Here is a 15,150-nt window from a genome sequence, read left to right as displayed (position 1 = left end):
TGCTTCCCGAGAAGGATGGACCATTCCAGTCAACATCCGGGGACAGGCCCTTTTCTCTACGCAGTTACTTGAAAATTTAGCTTTCCTACCGAAAAGTGCCAGTCCCCTCTCAAAATCCCTATTTACTGTCAAGAAAAAATACTTGACACCTGCATAATCTTCCTGTATAGTAACAAAGGTGATAAGGTCGAACAAAAAGCGGTTCACCTTCGCCTTATTTTGTGGCTATGTTGCAGACCCGCCCAAAGGGGATGCATTAAGGGATGCTGCAAAGTATACCTGCACGTGCTGAAAGCGCACGCATGGAGGGAAAAATGGAAAAATTCCTGGAACAGGCATATTTGTATGATTTTTACGGCGAACTGCTGACAGAGCATCAAAAACAGATATACGGGGATTTTGTCCTGAATGATTTATCCCTGAGCGAGATTGCCGAAGAGCAGGGGATCAGCCGGCAGGGCGTACATGACCTGGTCCGGCGGTGTGATAAGATTTTAAAAGAATATGAAGATAAATTGCATCTGGTGGAAAAGTTTTTATTTATCAAAAAACAGATTCTGGAGATGCAGCAGATTATGGGATCGATGGAAGCGTGTGAGGAGCCGGAAAAACTGGGCAGACTGCGGCAGATATCCGGCGAGATTCTGGAGGAATTATAATACATGGCATTTGAGAGCTTATCCGACAAACTACAGAATATATTCAAAAACCTGCGCAGCAAAGGCAGGCTGACCGAAGCGGATGTCAAGGCATCGCTGAAAGAGGTCAAGATGGCATTGCTGGAAGCCGATGTCAGCTTCAAAGTGGTCAAACAGTTCATGAAAGCCGTGCAGGAGCGCGCGGTGGGACAGGATGTGTTAAATGGGCTGAATCCCGGACAGATGGTAATCAAGATCGTCAATGAAGAGATGGTCAATCTGATGGGGGCCGAGACGACGGAGATCGCGCTGCAGCCGGCAAGTGAGATCACAGTACTCATGATGATGGGGCTTCAGGGGGCCGGTAAGACGACTACCACAGCTAAGATCGCGGGAAAGTTAAAATCCAAAGGCCGTAAGCCGTTGCTGGTGGCCTGCGATATCTACCGTCCCGCAGCGATACAGCAGCTGCAGATCAACGGTGACAAACAGGGCGTGGAAGTGTTCTCCATGGGAGACAAGAACAAGCCGGTCAATATCGCCAAAGCGGCGATTGAACATGCCGCCAAAAACGGGCACAATGTAGTGATCCTGGATACCGCAGGGCGCTTACATGTGGACGAAGACATGATGAACGAGCTGATCGAGATCAAAGAGAACGTTACGGTAAACCAGAGCCTTCTAGTAGTAGATGCCATGACCGGGCAGGATGCGGTGAATGTGGCCACCATGTTCGATGAGAAGATCGGCATCGACGGAGTGATACTGACGAAGCTGGACGGCGACACCAGAGGCGGCGCGGCGCTTTCGATCCGGGCTGTAACCGGAAAGCCGATCTTATATATAGGTATGGGAGAGAAGCTCTCGGATCTGGAACAGTTCTATCCGGACCGTATGGCGTCCCGTATCCTGGGTATGGGCGATGTGCTCACGCTGATTGAAAAGGTGCAAAGCGACATTGATGAAGATAAGGCAAGAGAGATGGAGCGCAAGCTGCGCAAAGCAGAGTTCGGATTTGACGACTATCTGGAGCAGATGCAGCAGATCAAGAAAATGGGCGGCCTCTCAGACCTGCTGGGCATGATTCCCGGAATGGGAGCCCAGATGAAGAACATCGACGAAGTGGTGGATGACAAGGCCATGTCCCGGGTGGAAGCCATGATTCTTTCCATGACGCCCCAGGAACGTACCAATCCGAGTGTTCTGAACCCGTCGCGGAAAAAACGGATCGCGGACGGCGCCGGAGTCAACATCAGCGAAGTAAACCGGCTGGTAAAGCAGTTTGAGCAGGGTAAGAAAATGATGAAGCAGCTGCCCGGTATGATGGGCGGAAAAATGGGTGGTAAAAGAGGCAAGTTTCGGCTTCCCTTTTAACATATAGAGAAAACCTGAATAAGGAGGTGAAAGTAATGGCAGTAAAAATCAGATTAAAGAGAATGGGTGCTAAGAAAAAACCTTTCTATAGAATCATCGTAGCGGATTCCAGATCCCCCAGAGATGGTAAATTCATCGAAGAGATCGGAACCTATGATCCCAACCAGGATCCCAGTGTATTCAAGGTTGACGAAGAGCTGGCAAAGAAATGGCTGGCAAATGGCGCACAGCCTACAGAAGTAGTCGGCAAAATCTTCAAATTAGCAGGCATTGAAAAGTAATGAAAACTTGGCCTGGAGGTGAATAGCCATGAAAGAACTGGTGGAAGTAATCGCCAAAGCATTGGTAGATCATCCGGACGAAGTAGTCGTCACACAGACGGAGAACAACAAAGGGATTACGGTTGAGCTTCACGTGGCCAAGGAAGATATGGGTAAGGTCATCGGTAAGCAGGGCCGTATCGCTAAAGCGATCCGTTCCGTTGTCAAAGCGGCCGCATCCCGGGATGATCAGAATGTAATGGTTGAAATCGTTTAACCATACAAACCAGAACCAAAAGGGACAGTCCTCAGGTTCCATAAGATGTTTAAAAAAGCGGAACCATTCCGCTCTCTTATGAGACCTGCGGATAGTCCTTTCTTTTTTATCGCTATGAGCACTTGCACCCGTATTTTGGGTGCTTATGTGCGATGCATGAAAAATAGTCAGCGAGGTTTTTTCGAGTGCTACTATTTTTTATCGCTATATTGAACAGTAACTGAAATGAATAAAGCAGGAGAATAAGCCATATGGAGCAGTATTTGCAGGTAGGAGTGATATCCTCCACCCATGGGATCAGGGGAGAAGTCAAGGTGTATCCCACCACGGATGATGTTTCCCGTTTCAAAAAATTAGAAAAAGTAATTCTGGATACAGGAAAAGAACAACGTTCCCTTGAGATTGAAGGAGTAAAATTTTTTAAGCAATTTGTGATTCTTAAATTCAAGGGCATTGATCATATAAATGACATTGAGAAATATAAAGGAAAGCCCCTTCTGGTCGCCCGGGAGCAGGCCGTGGAACTAGCCAGGGATGAATACTTCGTGGCGGATCTGATCGGCCTTCTGGCCATTACGGATGAAGGGGAGGAACTGGGCACCCTGGTTGACGTGCTGGAAACCGGAGCGAATGACGTCTATGTGATCGGCACACCGGACCACAAAGAGCTCCTTCTTCCAGCGATCAAAGAATGCATCCTCGAAGTCGATATGGAAGGTCAAAAGATGCTGGTGCATCTCATGCCTGGTTTACGCTGAACAAATAAGTAATTTGGGACATGTCCAAATCAGTCTGGGACATGTCTATTCTGGAATGGACATGTCCCAAACCGGAATGGACATGTCCCAAATCGGCAAATCAGGTGTCCCTTTTCGGTATTTTAGCAGGAGGAAAACGAATGAATTTTCATATACTGACATTGTTCCCAGAGATGATCATGCAGGGAATCGGTACCAGCATCACAGGCCGGGCCATGGAGGCCGGTCTTATTTCAGTGGAAGCGGTGAACATCCGGGACTATTCGGATAACAAGCACTGTAAGGTAGATGACTACCCCTATGGGGGCGGCGCAGGTATGGTGATGTACGCCGAACCTGTCTTCCAGGCTTATGAGGCGTTACGTGAAAAAATCGGGAAAAAGCCCAGAGTGCTGTACATGACCCCACAGGGCAAGGTGTTCCGGCAGGAAATGGCGGAAGAGCTTTCGAAGGAAGAGGACCTGATCTTCCTGTGCGGACATTATGAGGGAATCGATGAGCGGGTGTTGGAAGAGATCGTGACGGACAATGTATCCATCGGGGACTATGTGCTGACCGGCGGTGAACTGCCGGCTATGGTCATGATCGACGCGGTCTCCCGGCTGGTTCCCGGAGTGCTGAATAACGATGCCTCCGCGGAAATCGAATCTTTTCACGATAATTTGCTGGAATACCCCCAATACAGCCGCCCGGAAGAGTGGCGGGGGAAAAAGGTGCCGGAAGTGCTGCTGTCGGGGCATCATGCCAATATAGAGAAATGGCGCAGGGAGCAGTCTCTGCTCCGAACCATGCAGAGACGCCCGGATTTACTGGAAAATGCTAATCTGACCAAACAGGAGCGGATTCTCGTCGATAAATGGTTAAGGGAACAGGAGACGGAAAATAAGATGGAAACCGAAGGAACGTCAGGGGACTAAGGAGCCTGCGGACAGGCACCAGACAGCCGCCGGGTGAAATCCGTTGACAGCCTATTTTGAAAACCGTATAATGGAAGATGTCCGAGGCAGAGTATTCAGCCCGGGACATGGCAAATGTCCGCGACAGAATGTTCTAGCCTAAGGAGCGTGTTTTAGAACTAAAGTCTTAGTCAGAAGCTGCACACTGGCTGTAGAATCCTAAAAGAAAAACGAGGTATGGACTTATGAAAAATTTCAGCAATTACAACGATTACAGCCTGAAAAAAGATCTGGCCTTTGAATCCAAAGCAATCCATGGAGCTCTTGGCAATGATCCGATGACAGGCGCAGTCAGCTTCCCTATTTTTCAAACGGCAACCTTTCGGCATAAAGCACTGGGACAATCCACCGGCTATGATTACAGCCGTCTTCAGAATCCGACCAGACAGGAGCTGGAGCGCACCATGGCGATTCTGGAGGAAGGGACGGAAGCCTTCGCTTTTTCCAGCGGACAGGCTGCGAATATGGCGCTGTTTACCTGGCTGAATCCGGGGGATCATCTGATCCTTTCGGATGACATCTACGGCGGGACCTTCCGTATCGTGGATACCATATTCCATAAATACGGGGTGGATTATACGTATGTGGATATGTCTGAACTGGATCAGGTGAAAGCGGCGATTACCGATAAGACAAAAATGTTTTTCATAGAGACGCCCACGAACCCCATGATGAAGGTGGCCGATATCCGGGTGCTGTCTGACCTGGCAAAATCCATCGGAGCCATTACGGTCGTGGATAACACCTTCCTAACCCCTTATTTCCAGCGCCCGCTGACTCTGGGAGCTGACGTGGTGGTTCACAGCGCCACCAAATATATCGGCGGCCACAACGATACCATATCCGGGATCGCAGTCACCAACAACGAAGAGATCGCCGCCCACATGAAGATCCAGTTGAAATCCCACGGAAACGGTCTGGCCTCTCTTGACTCCTGGCTGCTGATCCGGGGACTGAAAACCCTGCCGGTCCGTATGGACAGACATAATGAGAATGCAAAAGTAGTAGCCGATTGGCTGCGGACCCAGCCGAAAGTGAAAAAAGTCTACTACGTCGGATTCCCCGATCATAAAGATTATGAAGTGACTTTAAAGCAGACCAGCGGATTTGGCGGAATGATCTCCTTCGAGATGGATTCCTTTGAGTCAGTGGAGCGGATTCTGGAGAGAGTCGACATGATCATGTTCGCGGAGAGCCTTGGCGGTACAGAGACGCTGATCACTTATCCCACCAGACAGACCCATGAGGACGTTCCGATGGACCGCAAGGAAGCGCTGGGAATCAATGACAAATTCCTGCGTATTTCCATAGGTCTGGAAAATGTAAACGATATAATCAGAGATTTAGATCAGGCGATGAACGGAAAATGAAAAAAATTAAATTCACAAAAATGCAGGCATACGGAAATGACTACGTCTATATCGATGCCATACATCAGGAATTAGCAAAATTGCCGGAGCTGGCCAGGTTTGTCAGCGACCGGCATTTTGCCGTCGGCTCCGACGGCATGGTGCTGATCTGCCCCTCGGAGGTATCTGATTTCCGCATGAGAATGTTCAATCCGGACGGATCAGAGGGGGAAATGTGCGGGAATGCCCTGCGCAGCGTGGCTAAATATGTCTATGATCATGGCTTCACGGATAAGACCCGGTTCCAGATCGAGACCTTCGGCGGGCTGCAGAATATAGAACTGCAGGTGGAAAATCAGAAAGCGGTGAACATTACCGCCGACATCGGACAGCCTGTGCTGGACGCCAGGAAAATACCGGTAAATACTCCGGAACCAGAATTTATCAACCGGCCGGTCCGGATACTGGACTGTGAATTCCGGATTACCGCGGTGTCCTGGGGAAATCCCCACTGTGTCACCTTTGTGGAGAATACGCAGGACTTCGACGTGGAAACCTATGGAAAAGCCATCGAGCACCATACGGAGCTGTTCCCGAACAAAACAAATGTCACCTTTGCGCAGGTGGTGCACCGGGACTACATCAAGATCCGGGAATGGGAGAGAGGAACCGGCGAGACGATCGGCTGCGGAACCGGTTGCTGTACCGCCCTGGTCGCTGCCTCTTTGCTGGGCCTGACCGATCGGGAAGCCACAGTGGAACAGATCGGCGGTCCGCTTCATGTAAAATGGGATTCGGATACCGGGCATATGATTATGACCGGAGCTTCCCATACGGTATTTGAATCCGAGATAGAGGTTCCATTTCTTTAAGCATTACTTACAATTCTAAAACGTATTTCATACTTGAGTAGAGATATAACCGGAAGGATACAATAAAAGCAGAATAAGACGATAAACTCAGAATACAAGGCTAAACGCAGATTAATAACAAAAGAGCAATAGGATGAATGTACTCCATTCATATTTTAAACAGAGCGAGGAACCGGAATGAAACTGATACAATTATTAGAACAATTAAATTATACCTGCGTACAGGGAGACTTGCAGACAGACATCACAGATCTGATCTATGACTCCAGAAAGGTAACAGAGGGCAGCTGCTTTCTATGCATCAGCGGAACTGCGGTAGACGCCCACACCTTCATCCCTTCCGCCATAGAAAACGGAGCTGTGGCCATTATCGCAGAAAAACAGGTAAGCGCTCCTGCCGGCATCACTGTCATACAGGTAGAAGATACCCGGTACGCTCTGGCTATGATGTCTGTGGTCTGGTTCGGTCGTCCCGCCGGACGCATGACCACCATTGGGATCACAGGAACCAAAGGCAAAACCACCACGACCAATATGATCCGCCTCATTCTGGAAAAAGCCGGATATAAGGTAGGAACCATCGGTACGCTGGGAGCCTATATCGCGGGTACCCAGATCAAGACCAAAAACACAACGCCCGAATCCTACGAACTGCAGTCGCTGTTTTGCCGGATGGCAGACGCCGGCTGTGCCTATGTAATTATGGAGGTATCCTCCCAGGGCTTAAAGCTCAACCGGGTAGCCGGTATCCAGTTTGACTACGGGATATACCTGAACCTCTCCGAAGACCACATCGCTCCCGGCGAACATGAGTCTTTTGAGGAATACCGCTTCTGTAAAAGCCTGTTGTTCCAGACCTGTACCCACGGCCTGATCAACAGGGACGATCCCCACTGGCAGGAGATTCTGGAAAATCACACCTGCACGGTGGAGACCTTTGGAATGACCAAAGAATCAGATCTGTATGCCACCGACCGGGAGCTGACCAAAGGCCCCGGCTTCCTGGGCAACTCCTTTTGGGTCCATGGTCTGGCCGATGCCCGGATCGAGGTAAACATGCCCGGTAAATTCAGCACTTACAATGCCCTCGCCGCGATACACGTATGCTGTAAACTGGATATCCCCATGTCCTGTATCCAGCAGGGCTTAAGAGAGGCATCCGTACGCGGCCGGGCCGAGGTTCTCCCTGGCCCCCGGGACTTCTCTGTCATCATCGACTATGCGCACAATGCCCTCAGTATGGAAAATATCCTTACCACCCTGTCGGAATACAAGCCCCACCGCATGATCTGCCTCTTCGGCGGCGGCGGCAACCGAGCCCGGCAGCGCCGCTACGACATGGGTGAAATGTCCGCCAAATACGCTGACCTTACCATACTCACCACCGATAATCCCCGCTACGAGGAAGTAGCCGACATCAACAAAGATATCCAGAAAGGTCTGGCCAAATACAATGGCCCCTATCTGGAAATCGATGACCGTGCCGAGGCGATCCGTTACTGTATCGAACATGCGAAGCCCGACGACATGATCGTCCTGATTGGAAAAGGCCATGAAGAATACCAGGACATCCGCGGGGTGAAATACCCGTTCTCCGAGCGTCAGATTGTTTTGGATTATTACGGGATAGGATAGGGCAGACAAGGATGTTACGATTCACGGCCAACTTTGGTAAATGAGGATTTTGATACTGAGGTCCGGGCGGAAGGGAAGCCCTGCCAATAAGAGGTTCTCCCGCCTTCGGAGTTAGCCATTCTTAGGTCCGGCCGAAGTGATTTGACCCCACGGGATTCGCCAGCCCGGTTCAAAAGGCCGGACCGCCTCCCTCCCTTCCCGGACCTAAGTCCACAAAATCCCCATTTACCAAAGACGGCCGTGAATCGTAACCAAGGATAAGAAAGACAACAAAAAATCTCTTTACAGATTCCCGAAAATATGGTAAAGTTAATTGCTGTGAGAAGAAAGAGATGGTCCTCTGTTACCAAAGGGTATTAAGAACATCCGAATATCAAGGAGGTTCACAACATGAACGAAATTATTAAAGGTCTCGAAGCTGAGCAGGCGAAAGCAGAGCTTCCCGTATTTCACGTAGGCGATACCGTGAAAGTTTACGGAAAAATCAAAGAGGGTAATCGCGAAAGAATCCAGGTGTTCGAAGGAATTGTATTGAAGAGACAGAACGGAGGAATCCGGGAAACCTTTACAGTAAGAAAGAATTCCAACGGAATCGGCGTAGAAAAAACCTGGCCGCTGCATTCTCCAAACGTAGAAAAAGTGGAAGTTGTCAGACGTGGTAAAGTAAGACGCGCGAAACTGAACTACTTAAGAGGCCGTGTTGGTAAGAGAGCGAAAGTTAAAGAGCTGGTAAAATAAGAAGCCGAAATGGGGACAAGTACTTACGTATATTATCCCCTTTTTTGATTCAATCATATCGATCGGAAGGCGGGAAATGCATATGGCCAGACGGGGCTTGACCTTTGTTCAAAAGGAAAAGAAACTGAATATGAATCTTGTAAAAAAGATTCTGGAATGGATATTTGAAATCGCCGTGGTATTGTTCCTGGCGTTTGTACTCGTTTATTTCTTTGGAGAAAAAGTGGTGAATGTGGGGGAATCCATGTCTCCGACTCTGGAAAATGGGGACACGGTATTGGTGAATAAGCTGAACTATTCCATTACCGGACCCAGCCGGGGGGACGTGGTGGTATTCAAACCTCATGGAAATGAAAACACCCATTATTATATAAAAAGAGTGGTAGGCCTTCCCGGGGAAACCGTGGAAATAAAGGACGGAAAGATCTATATAGACGGTGAGGTCCTGGAGGAAGAGCTTGAGACGGAATCGGTACAGGAAGCGGGAGTGGCCTCCTCGCCGGTGAAGCTTGGGGAAGATGAATATTTCGTGTTGGGCGATAACCGCAATAACAGTGAGGACAGCCGGTCCGCCGATGTGGGGGACGTGCTGAAGAAGCATATGCTTGGGAAAGCCTGGTTTGTCCTGTCGCCGAAAGAACGATTTGGCTATCTGAAATAAATAGTGTAGAATGAGAGGTATAACAGATGAATGTGCAATGGTATCCGGGGCATATGACAAAAGCCAAACGGATGATGCAGGAAAATATAAAACTGATCGATTTGATCATCGAGCTGCTGGACGCGCGGGTGCCCTTAAGCAGCCGGAACCCGGACATCGACGAGCTGGGAAAGAACAAGGCCCGGCTGATTCTTTTGAACAAAGCGGATCTGGCGGATGAACGCTGTAACGATGCCTGGATGGAATATTTTAAGGCACGGGGCTGTTTTGTGGTAAAGGTGAACGCCAAAAGCGGGGCCGGCCTGAAACAGATCCAGCCGGTGGTTCAGGAAGCCTGCCGGGAAAAGATCGAGCGGGACCGCAGAAGAGGGATTTTAAACAGACCGGTGCGCGCGATGGTGGTCGGCATTCCAAATGTGGGCAAATCCACGTTTATCAACAGCTTTGCGGGGAAAGCCTGCACAAAGACAGGAAATAAGCCGGGAGTGACGAAGGGAGCCCAGTGGATTAAGCTGAACAAGCAGCTGGAATTATTGGATACACCCGGAATCCTGTGGCCGAAATTCGAAGACCAGCAGGTGGGAATGAAACTGGCCATGATCGGGTCCATTAAGGATGAAATCCTGAACACGGAGGAGTTAGCTCTCTCCTTGATCCGTTTTCTGGTGCAATGGTATCCGGAAGCACTGGAAAAGAGATACCAGTTGGCGGACGGGACCGCAGCGGGCACAGATCCGGCAGCGGGCACAGATCCGGCAGCAGGTACAGATCCGGTAGCCGTATTGGAGCGTATAGCCAAAGTCCGGGGATGCATCGTAAAGGGAAGCCAGCTAGACATTACCAAGGCTGCAGGTATTTTGCTGGAGGATTATAGAAGCGGGCGTCTGGGGAGAATTACCCTGGAATTTCCGGAGGGTAATGAAACAGTAATAGTAAATAAGTAGTATCAGAAAAAAAGGCAACAATACAGATGATTTTAGCCACTTATCAGTAAGAGGAGAAAAGGATGGCTCAGCAGGGAAGACATTTTAAACAAAAATCCGGAAAACGCACGGGTAGTATACAAAGAGAAGAAGAAATAAAGTCGGAAATTACCGGCACGCGGTCAAAACGGTCGAATCCACCCTCATCCAAAGCCGGTTCCGCTTACATGCAGAATACCGTTGAACATGCAGAAGAGAAATCAAAAGATAGAAAACGTACCTATAATAATGTCGACGAGGAATGGCTGGAGGCGGACTCCCCATCCAGGAGAAAGCCCCACAAGAAGAAAAAGAATTCCAGAGGAAGAAGTGTGGTTAAGAGTCTCATCAGCTGGATTCTGTATCTGGCTGTCCTGGTGGGGATCGCGTTTCTCCTGGTTCACTTTGTCGGGCAGCGCACGGAAGTGATCGGTTCTTCGATGGAGCATACTTTATACGATGGAGATAATATCATCGTCGATAAGATTTCCTACCGGTTCCACGAACCGGAGCGGTTTGATGTGATCGTGTTTCCCTACCAGCATGAGGAAGACACCCACTATATCAAAAGGGTGATTGGCCTGCCCGGGGAGAGTGTCAGGATCGATGAAGAAGGTACTATTTTTATCAACGGGGAAGAACTTCAGGAATCCTACGGCAGTGAAGTGATCAAATCTCCGGGACTGGCTGCGGAAGAGATTCTGCTGGGAACGGATGAGTATTTTGTTCTGGGTGACAACCGGAACGCCAGTGCGGACAGCAGAGATCCCCAGGTGGGAAATGTGAAAAGAGATACGATTGTCGGTAAGGCCTGGCTGAGAATCTGGCCGCTGAATAAAATAGAATTTATCAGACACCAATAGAGGCGGTAGAACATGAATAACGAGGAACGACAGAGAAAAAATGAGGAAAAACTGGAAAAAGAGATGGCGCGGCTGGAAGAAATGTGCGTCTATGAAAAACAGTACGCGGACAGAGGCTATATCTGCGGAATCGATGAGGTAGGGCGCGGACCCCTGGCGGGGCCGGTGGTGGCGGCAGCGGTGATTTTACCGAAAGACTGCCGGATCCTGTATGTGAATGATTCCAAAAAACTAAGTGAAAAGAAGCGGGAGCTTCTCTTTGACGAGATCATGGATCAGGCAGTCGCGGTGGAAGTGGGTTTTGCCAGCCATGAGAGGATCGATAAGATCAATATTCTGCAGGCTACCTATGAGGCCATGCGCATGGCGGTAAAAAACCTGAAGGTGCGCCCGGATCTTCTGTTAAATGACGCGGTTACCATACCGGGAATTGACATTGAGCAGGTCCCGATTATCAAAGGCGATGCGAAAAGCATATCCATAGCGGCGGCCAGCATCATAGCCAAGGTGACAAGGGACCGTCTGATGGTGGAGTATGACAAACTGTTCCCCTACTATCATTTTAAAGAAAATAAAGGATACGGGACACAGGTACACAGGGATGCGCTGGAAAAAATCGGACCCTGTGCCATACATAGAAAGACATTTATCAAAAATTTTGTGGCATAGCCAGAAAACAATATGGCTAAACTATACATGATTGAGCGGCGAATGCCGCGAACCAGCCCGAAGGGCATGAATGAATGGGTACTGTTAAGTATACATTGTTGAGAGGCGAATGCCGCGAACCAGCCTGAAGGGTATGTGGTTGCAATGTCCGGATGGATAAAAAACAGCGTGAAGGGATGGAAATAAATGACAATTCAGGATGTAAAAGCCTATGAAATCTTAGATGACCGGGAGGTGAAGGATCTGAATTCCAGGGGCTTGCTGCTAAAGCATAAAAAAAGCGGAGCCAAGCTGCTGATTTTATCAAATGATGATGAAAACAAGGTGTTCAGTATCGGATTCCGGACCCCTCCGGAAGACAGCACCGGCCTGCCCCATATTCTGGAGCATTCCGTACTGTGCGGTTCCAGAAATTTTCCAGCCAAGGACCCGTTTGTAGAATTAGTGAAGGGGTCACTGAATACATTTTTGAATGCCATGACCTACCCGGATAAGACCGTGTACCCCGTGGCCAGCTGTAATGACAAAGATTTTCAGAATTTGATGCATGTATACATGGACGCGGTGTTCTATCCCAACATTTATAAGAAAGAAGAGATATTCAGACAGGAAGGCTGGCACTATGAGCTGGAACGTACCGAAGGACCGCTGAAAGTCAACGGGGTTGTCTATAACGAGATGAAAGGGGCGTTTTCCTCCCCCGAAGATGTTCTGGACCGGGAAGTGCTCCGCTCCCTTTTTCCGGACACCTCCTATGCCAATGAGTCCGGCGGGGATCCGGAATTTATCCCGGATCTGACCTATGAACAGTTTCTGGATTTTCATAAAAAATATTATCATCCCTCCAACAGCTTCCTGTATCTGTACGGCAATATGGATGTGGCAGAGAAGCTGGACTGGCTGGACCGGGAATATTTAAGCGCGTTTGACGCGGTTTTGGTGGACTCGGCGATCCGGTATCAGAAGCCGTTTGAAAAACCGGTGGAAGTCACCAGGGAGTATTCGATCACGGAGGCGGAATCCACGAAGGACCAGACCTATCTTTCCTACAGCACGGTAGTGGACACCAGCCTGAATAAGGAGCTGTATCTGGCGTTTCAGGTGCTGGAGTACGCGTTGTTATCTGCTCCGGGGGCGCCGCTAAAGCAGGCGCTGATCGATGCGGGAATCGGTAAGGATGTGATGGGCTCCTACGACGAAGGGGTATATCAGCCAACCTTCAGTGTGATCTCCAAAAATGCAAACCCCGAGCAAAAGGAAGAGTTCCTGCGGACAATCAGGGATACCCTCTCAGGCATCGTGGAAAAAGGGATGGATAAGCAGGCGCTGCTGGCCGGAATCAATTATTACGAATTCCGTTTCCGGGAGGCAGACTTCGGCAATTATCCGAAAGGGCTCATGTATGGGCTACAGGCCTTTGATAGCTGGCTGTACGATGAGAATCAGCCGTTTATGCATCTGGAAGCTCTGGACACGTTCCGGTTCCTGAAGGAGCAGGTAGGCAGAGGCTATTATGAACAGCTGATTCAGAAATACCTGATTGAAAATACCCACGCCTCCGTCGTTATGATCGTTCCCCGCCAGGGATTAACCGCGCAGATGGAGCAAAAAACAGCTGATAAGCTGGAAAAATACAGACAATCCCTGGATGAAGCCAGACTACAGCAGATGGTAGAAGATACGGTCCATCTGGAAGAATATCAAAGTGAGGAGACACCGGAGGAGGATCTGGAGAAGATTCCCATGCTGCGCAGAGAGGATATCGGCAGGCAGGCGCTGCCATTGTGTAATGAGGAACAGACCCTTTCCGGCACGCCGGTTTTATATCATGAGCTCTTTACCAATGGGATCGCCTATATTAATCTGGTATTTGATACCTGCCATGTGCCGGATGACCTGCTTCCCTATCTGGGTCTGTTAAAATCCGTGCTGGGTTATATGGATACAGAAAACTACAGCTACGCGGAACTGTTTAATGTGATTAACATTCATTCCGGGGGTATCTATACGGCGCTGAACCCATACGCGGATGTGAAGGAGCCGGACCAATACAAAGGCACGCTGCAGGTGAAGGCAAAGGTACTGTATGAAAAACTGGATTTTGCATTTACCATGATCCGGGAAATCCTGTTTGCCACTGATTTATCAGATGATAAACGCCTGTATGAGATCATTGCGCAGGTCAAATCCAGACTGCAGATGGGCTTGACCGGAAACGGGCATTCAACGGCGGCTATCCGGGCCATGTCCTATTTCTCCCCGTCGGCTTATTTTAATGACTGTGTGGGCGGGATAGGCCTCTACCGGTTGGTGGAGAGTATCGAAAGCGATTTTGACGCGCAAAAAGACAGCCTGAAAGAAAAATTGCGTCTGCTGATGCAGCTGATCTTCCGGCCGGAGAATCTGATGGTGGATTATACAGCAGAGCGAGAAGGCCTGCAGGGACTTGAGGGTGAGATCGGAAAACTGAGCGCATTATTATATCAGGACCCGGTGGAAAAATGCAGCCAACAGTTCCAGGTGAACGCAAGGAATGAAGGCTTCAAGACTTCCGCGCAGGTGCAATATGTGGCCAGAGCCGGAAACTTCGTGCGCAGAGGTTATGAATATACGGGAGCGTTGAAAATATTAAAAGTGATACTAAGCTATGACTATCTGTGGATCAATATCCGGGTAAAAGGCGGCGCATATGGATGTATGAGCGGATTTAACCGGGTGGGAGACGGATATCTGGTGTCTTACCGGGATCCGAACCTGAAGAAAACCAATGAGATTTTCGAGGGAACCGCGGAATTCGTGAAGAACTTTACGGTCAGTGACCGGGATATGACAAAATATATTATCGGTACCATCGGCGATCTGGACAGCCCCCTGACTCCGTCATCCAAAGGAAACCGTTCCATGACGGCTTACCTGAGCAATCTGACGTACGAGGATATACAAAAGGAGCGGGAACAGGTACTGACGGCCACAGAGGAGAGCATCCGCGATCTGGCCGGAATCATCGAAGCGGTCCTGGCCGACGGCGATATCTGTGTCCTTGGAAATGAAACACGGTTAGAAGAGCAGAAGGAGATGTTTGCAACTTTATGTAATCTGTTTTCCTGATTCGATCCTGTCATGCAGGAAGGAAAGCAC

16 protein-coding genes are annotated in these 15,150 nt (G+C 49.3%); 15 read left to right on the top strand and 1 reads right to left on the bottom strand.

Annotation, left to right across the window (positions count from 1 at the left end):
- On the bottom strand, positions 1 to 195 hold a 195-nt coding region (locus tag ABC831_RS19630), incomplete at its 3' end, for a hypothetical protein (RefSeq protein ID WP_343249764.1).
- A 119-nt stretch (positions 196 to 314) separates the two neighbouring features.
- Between ABC831_RS19630 and ylxM the strand changes: the two genes are divergently transcribed.
- The 15 genes from ylxM (at position 315) to ABC831_RS19555 (ending at position 15,120) form a co-directional block, all read left to right on the top strand.
- On the top strand, positions 315 to 659 hold the full coding sequence (gene ylxM, locus ABC831_RS19625; protein WP_343249763.1) for a YlxM family DNA-binding protein: 345 nt from the start codon (positions 315 to 317) through the stop codon (positions 657 to 659).
- 3 nt (positions 660 to 662) lie between these two features.
- A complete protein-coding gene (gene ffh / locus ABC831_RS19620; RefSeq protein ID WP_343249762.1) occupies positions 663 to 2,012 on the top strand; it encodes a signal recognition particle protein in 1,350 nt (449 codons plus the stop codon).
- Between the two features lie 35 nt (positions 2,013 to 2,047).
- Positions 2,048 to 2,293, top strand: a complete 246-nt coding sequence (gene rpsP / locus ABC831_RS19615; protein WP_158346371.1) for a 30S ribosomal protein S16 — start codon at positions 2,048 to 2,050, stop codon at positions 2,291 to 2,293.
- 28 nt (positions 2,294 to 2,321) lie between these two features.
- Positions 2,322 to 2,549: a KH domain-containing protein gene (locus ABC831_RS19610; protein ID WP_158346373.1), complete on the top strand. Its 228-nt coding sequence runs from the start codon at positions 2,322 to 2,324 to the stop codon at positions 2,547 to 2,549.
- Positions 2,550 to 2,800: 251 nt separating this feature from the next.
- A complete protein-coding gene (gene rimM / locus ABC831_RS19605) occupies positions 2,801 to 3,307 on the top strand; it encodes a ribosome maturation factor RimM (RefSeq protein ID WP_343249761.1) in 507 nt (168 codons plus the stop codon).
- 140 nt (positions 3,308 to 3,447) lie between these two features.
- A complete protein-coding gene (trmD, locus tag ABC831_RS19600) occupies positions 3,448 to 4,224 on the top strand; it encodes a tRNA (guanosine(37)-N1)-methyltransferase TrmD (protein ID WP_343249760.1) in 777 nt (258 codons plus the stop codon).
- Positions 4,225 to 4,448: 224 nt separating this feature from the next.
- Entirely contained in the window at positions 4,449 to 5,633 is a 1,185-nt protein-coding gene (locus ABC831_RS19595) for a trans-sulfuration enzyme family protein (protein WP_343249759.1), read from the top strand.
- Positions 5,630 to 6,484, top strand: a complete 855-nt coding sequence (dapF, locus tag ABC831_RS19590) for a diaminopimelate epimerase (RefSeq protein WP_343249758.1) — start codon at positions 5,630 to 5,632, stop codon at positions 6,482 to 6,484. The genes ABC831_RS19595 and dapF overlap by 4 nt, the downstream gene beginning before the upstream one ends.
- Before the next feature lie 177 nt (positions 6,485 to 6,661).
- Positions 6,662 to 8,119, top strand: coding sequence for a UDP-N-acetylmuramoyl-L-alanyl-D-glutamate--2,6-diaminopimelate ligase (locus ABC831_RS19585; protein WP_343249757.1), 1,458 nt, complete (start codon positions 6,662 to 6,664; stop codon positions 8,117 to 8,119).
- A gap of 390 nt (positions 8,120 to 8,509) precedes the next feature.
- Positions 8,510 to 8,857, top strand: coding sequence for a 50S ribosomal protein L19 (rplS, locus tag ABC831_RS19580; protein WP_343249756.1), 348 nt, complete (start codon positions 8,510 to 8,512; stop codon positions 8,855 to 8,857).
- 130 nt (positions 8,858 to 8,987) lie between these two features.
- The gene (lepB, locus tag ABC831_RS19575; RefSeq protein WP_343249755.1) at positions 8,988 to 9,518 is read left to right on the top strand and encodes a signal peptidase I; all 531 of its coding nucleotides are present in this window, start codon (positions 8,988 to 8,990) and stop codon (positions 9,516 to 9,518) included.
- Between the two features lie 26 nt (positions 9,519 to 9,544).
- Entirely contained in the window at positions 9,545 to 10,462 is a 918-nt protein-coding gene (gene ylqF, locus ABC831_RS19570) for a ribosome biogenesis GTPase YlqF (RefSeq protein ID WP_343249754.1), read from the top strand.
- Positions 10,463 to 10,524: 62 nt separating this feature from the next.
- A complete protein-coding gene (lepB, locus tag ABC831_RS19565) occupies positions 10,525 to 11,343 on the top strand; it encodes a signal peptidase I (RefSeq protein WP_343249753.1) in 819 nt (272 codons plus the stop codon).
- Between the two features lie 12 nt (positions 11,344 to 11,355).
- The gene (locus ABC831_RS19560) at positions 11,356 to 12,012 is read left to right on the top strand and encodes a ribonuclease HII (protein WP_343249752.1); all 657 of its coding nucleotides are present in this window, start codon (positions 11,356 to 11,358) and stop codon (positions 12,010 to 12,012) included.
- A gap of 186 nt (positions 12,013 to 12,198) precedes the next feature.
- Positions 12,199 to 15,120, top strand: a complete 2,922-nt coding sequence (locus ABC831_RS19555; protein ID WP_343249751.1) for an insulinase family protein — start codon at positions 12,199 to 12,201, stop codon at positions 15,118 to 15,120.
- The last annotated feature ends 30 nt before the right edge of the window (positions 15,121 to 15,150 follow it).

Source organism: Diplocloster hominis (assembly GCF_032380655.1).
GTDB lineage: Bacteria > Bacillota > Clostridia > Lachnospirales > Lachnospiraceae > Diplocloster > Diplocloster hominis.
Note: the sequence above shows the minus strand (reverse complement) of the source record. Positions and strands in the feature narration are given on the sequence as shown.

What these genes read in the sequence shown, in the direction of transcription:
- rpsP (WP_158346371.1), top strand. Translation starts at nt 2,048, where the DNA reads ATGGCAGTAAAAATCAGATTAAAGAGAATGGGTGCTAAGAAAAAACCT.
- ylxM (WP_343249763.1), top strand. Translation starts at nt 315, where the DNA reads ATGGAAAAATTCCTGGAACAGGCATATTTGTATGATTTTTACGGCGAA.
- ABC831_RS19610 (WP_158346373.1), top strand. Translation starts at nt 2,322, where the DNA reads ATGAAAGAACTGGTGGAAGTAATCGCCAAAGCATTGGTAGATCATCCG.
- ABC831_RS19595 (WP_343249759.1), top strand. Translation starts at nt 4,449, where the DNA reads ATGAAAAATTTCAGCAATTACAACGATTACAGCCTGAAAAAAGATCTG.
- rplS (WP_343249756.1), top strand. Translation starts at nt 8,510, where the DNA reads ATGAACGAAATTATTAAAGGTCTCGAAGCTGAGCAGGCGAAAGCAGAG.
- ABC831_RS19555 (WP_343249751.1), top strand. Translation starts at nt 12,199, where the DNA reads ATGACAATTCAGGATGTAAAAGCCTATGAAATCTTAGATGACCGGGAG.
- ylqF (WP_343249754.1), top strand. Translation starts at nt 9,545, where the DNA reads ATGAATGTGCAATGGTATCCGGGGCATATGACAAAAGCCAAACGGATG.
- ABC831_RS19560 (WP_343249752.1), top strand. Translation starts at nt 11,356, where the DNA reads ATGAATAACGAGGAACGACAGAGAAAAAATGAGGAAAAACTGGAAAAA.
- trmD (WP_343249760.1), top strand. Translation starts at nt 3,448, where the DNA reads ATGAATTTTCATATACTGACATTGTTCCCAGAGATGATCATGCAGGGA.
- ffh (WP_343249762.1), top strand. Translation starts at nt 663, where the DNA reads ATGGCATTTGAGAGCTTATCCGACAAACTACAGAATATATTCAAAAAC.
- ABC831_RS19585 (WP_343249757.1), top strand. Translation starts at nt 6,662, where the DNA reads ATGAAACTGATACAATTATTAGAACAATTAAATTATACCTGCGTACAG.
- rimM (WP_343249761.1), top strand. Translation starts at nt 2,801, where the DNA reads ATGGAGCAGTATTTGCAGGTAGGAGTGATATCCTCCACCCATGGGATC.
- lepB (WP_343249755.1), top strand. Translation starts at nt 8,988, where the DNA reads ATGAATCTTGTAAAAAAGATTCTGGAATGGATATTTGAAATCGCCGTG.
- lepB (WP_343249753.1), top strand. Translation starts at nt 10,525, where the DNA reads ATGGCTCAGCAGGGAAGACATTTTAAACAAAAATCCGGAAAACGCACG.
- dapF (WP_343249758.1), top strand. Translation starts at nt 5,630, where the DNA reads ATGAAAAAAATTAAATTCACAAAAATGCAGGCATACGGAAATGACTAC.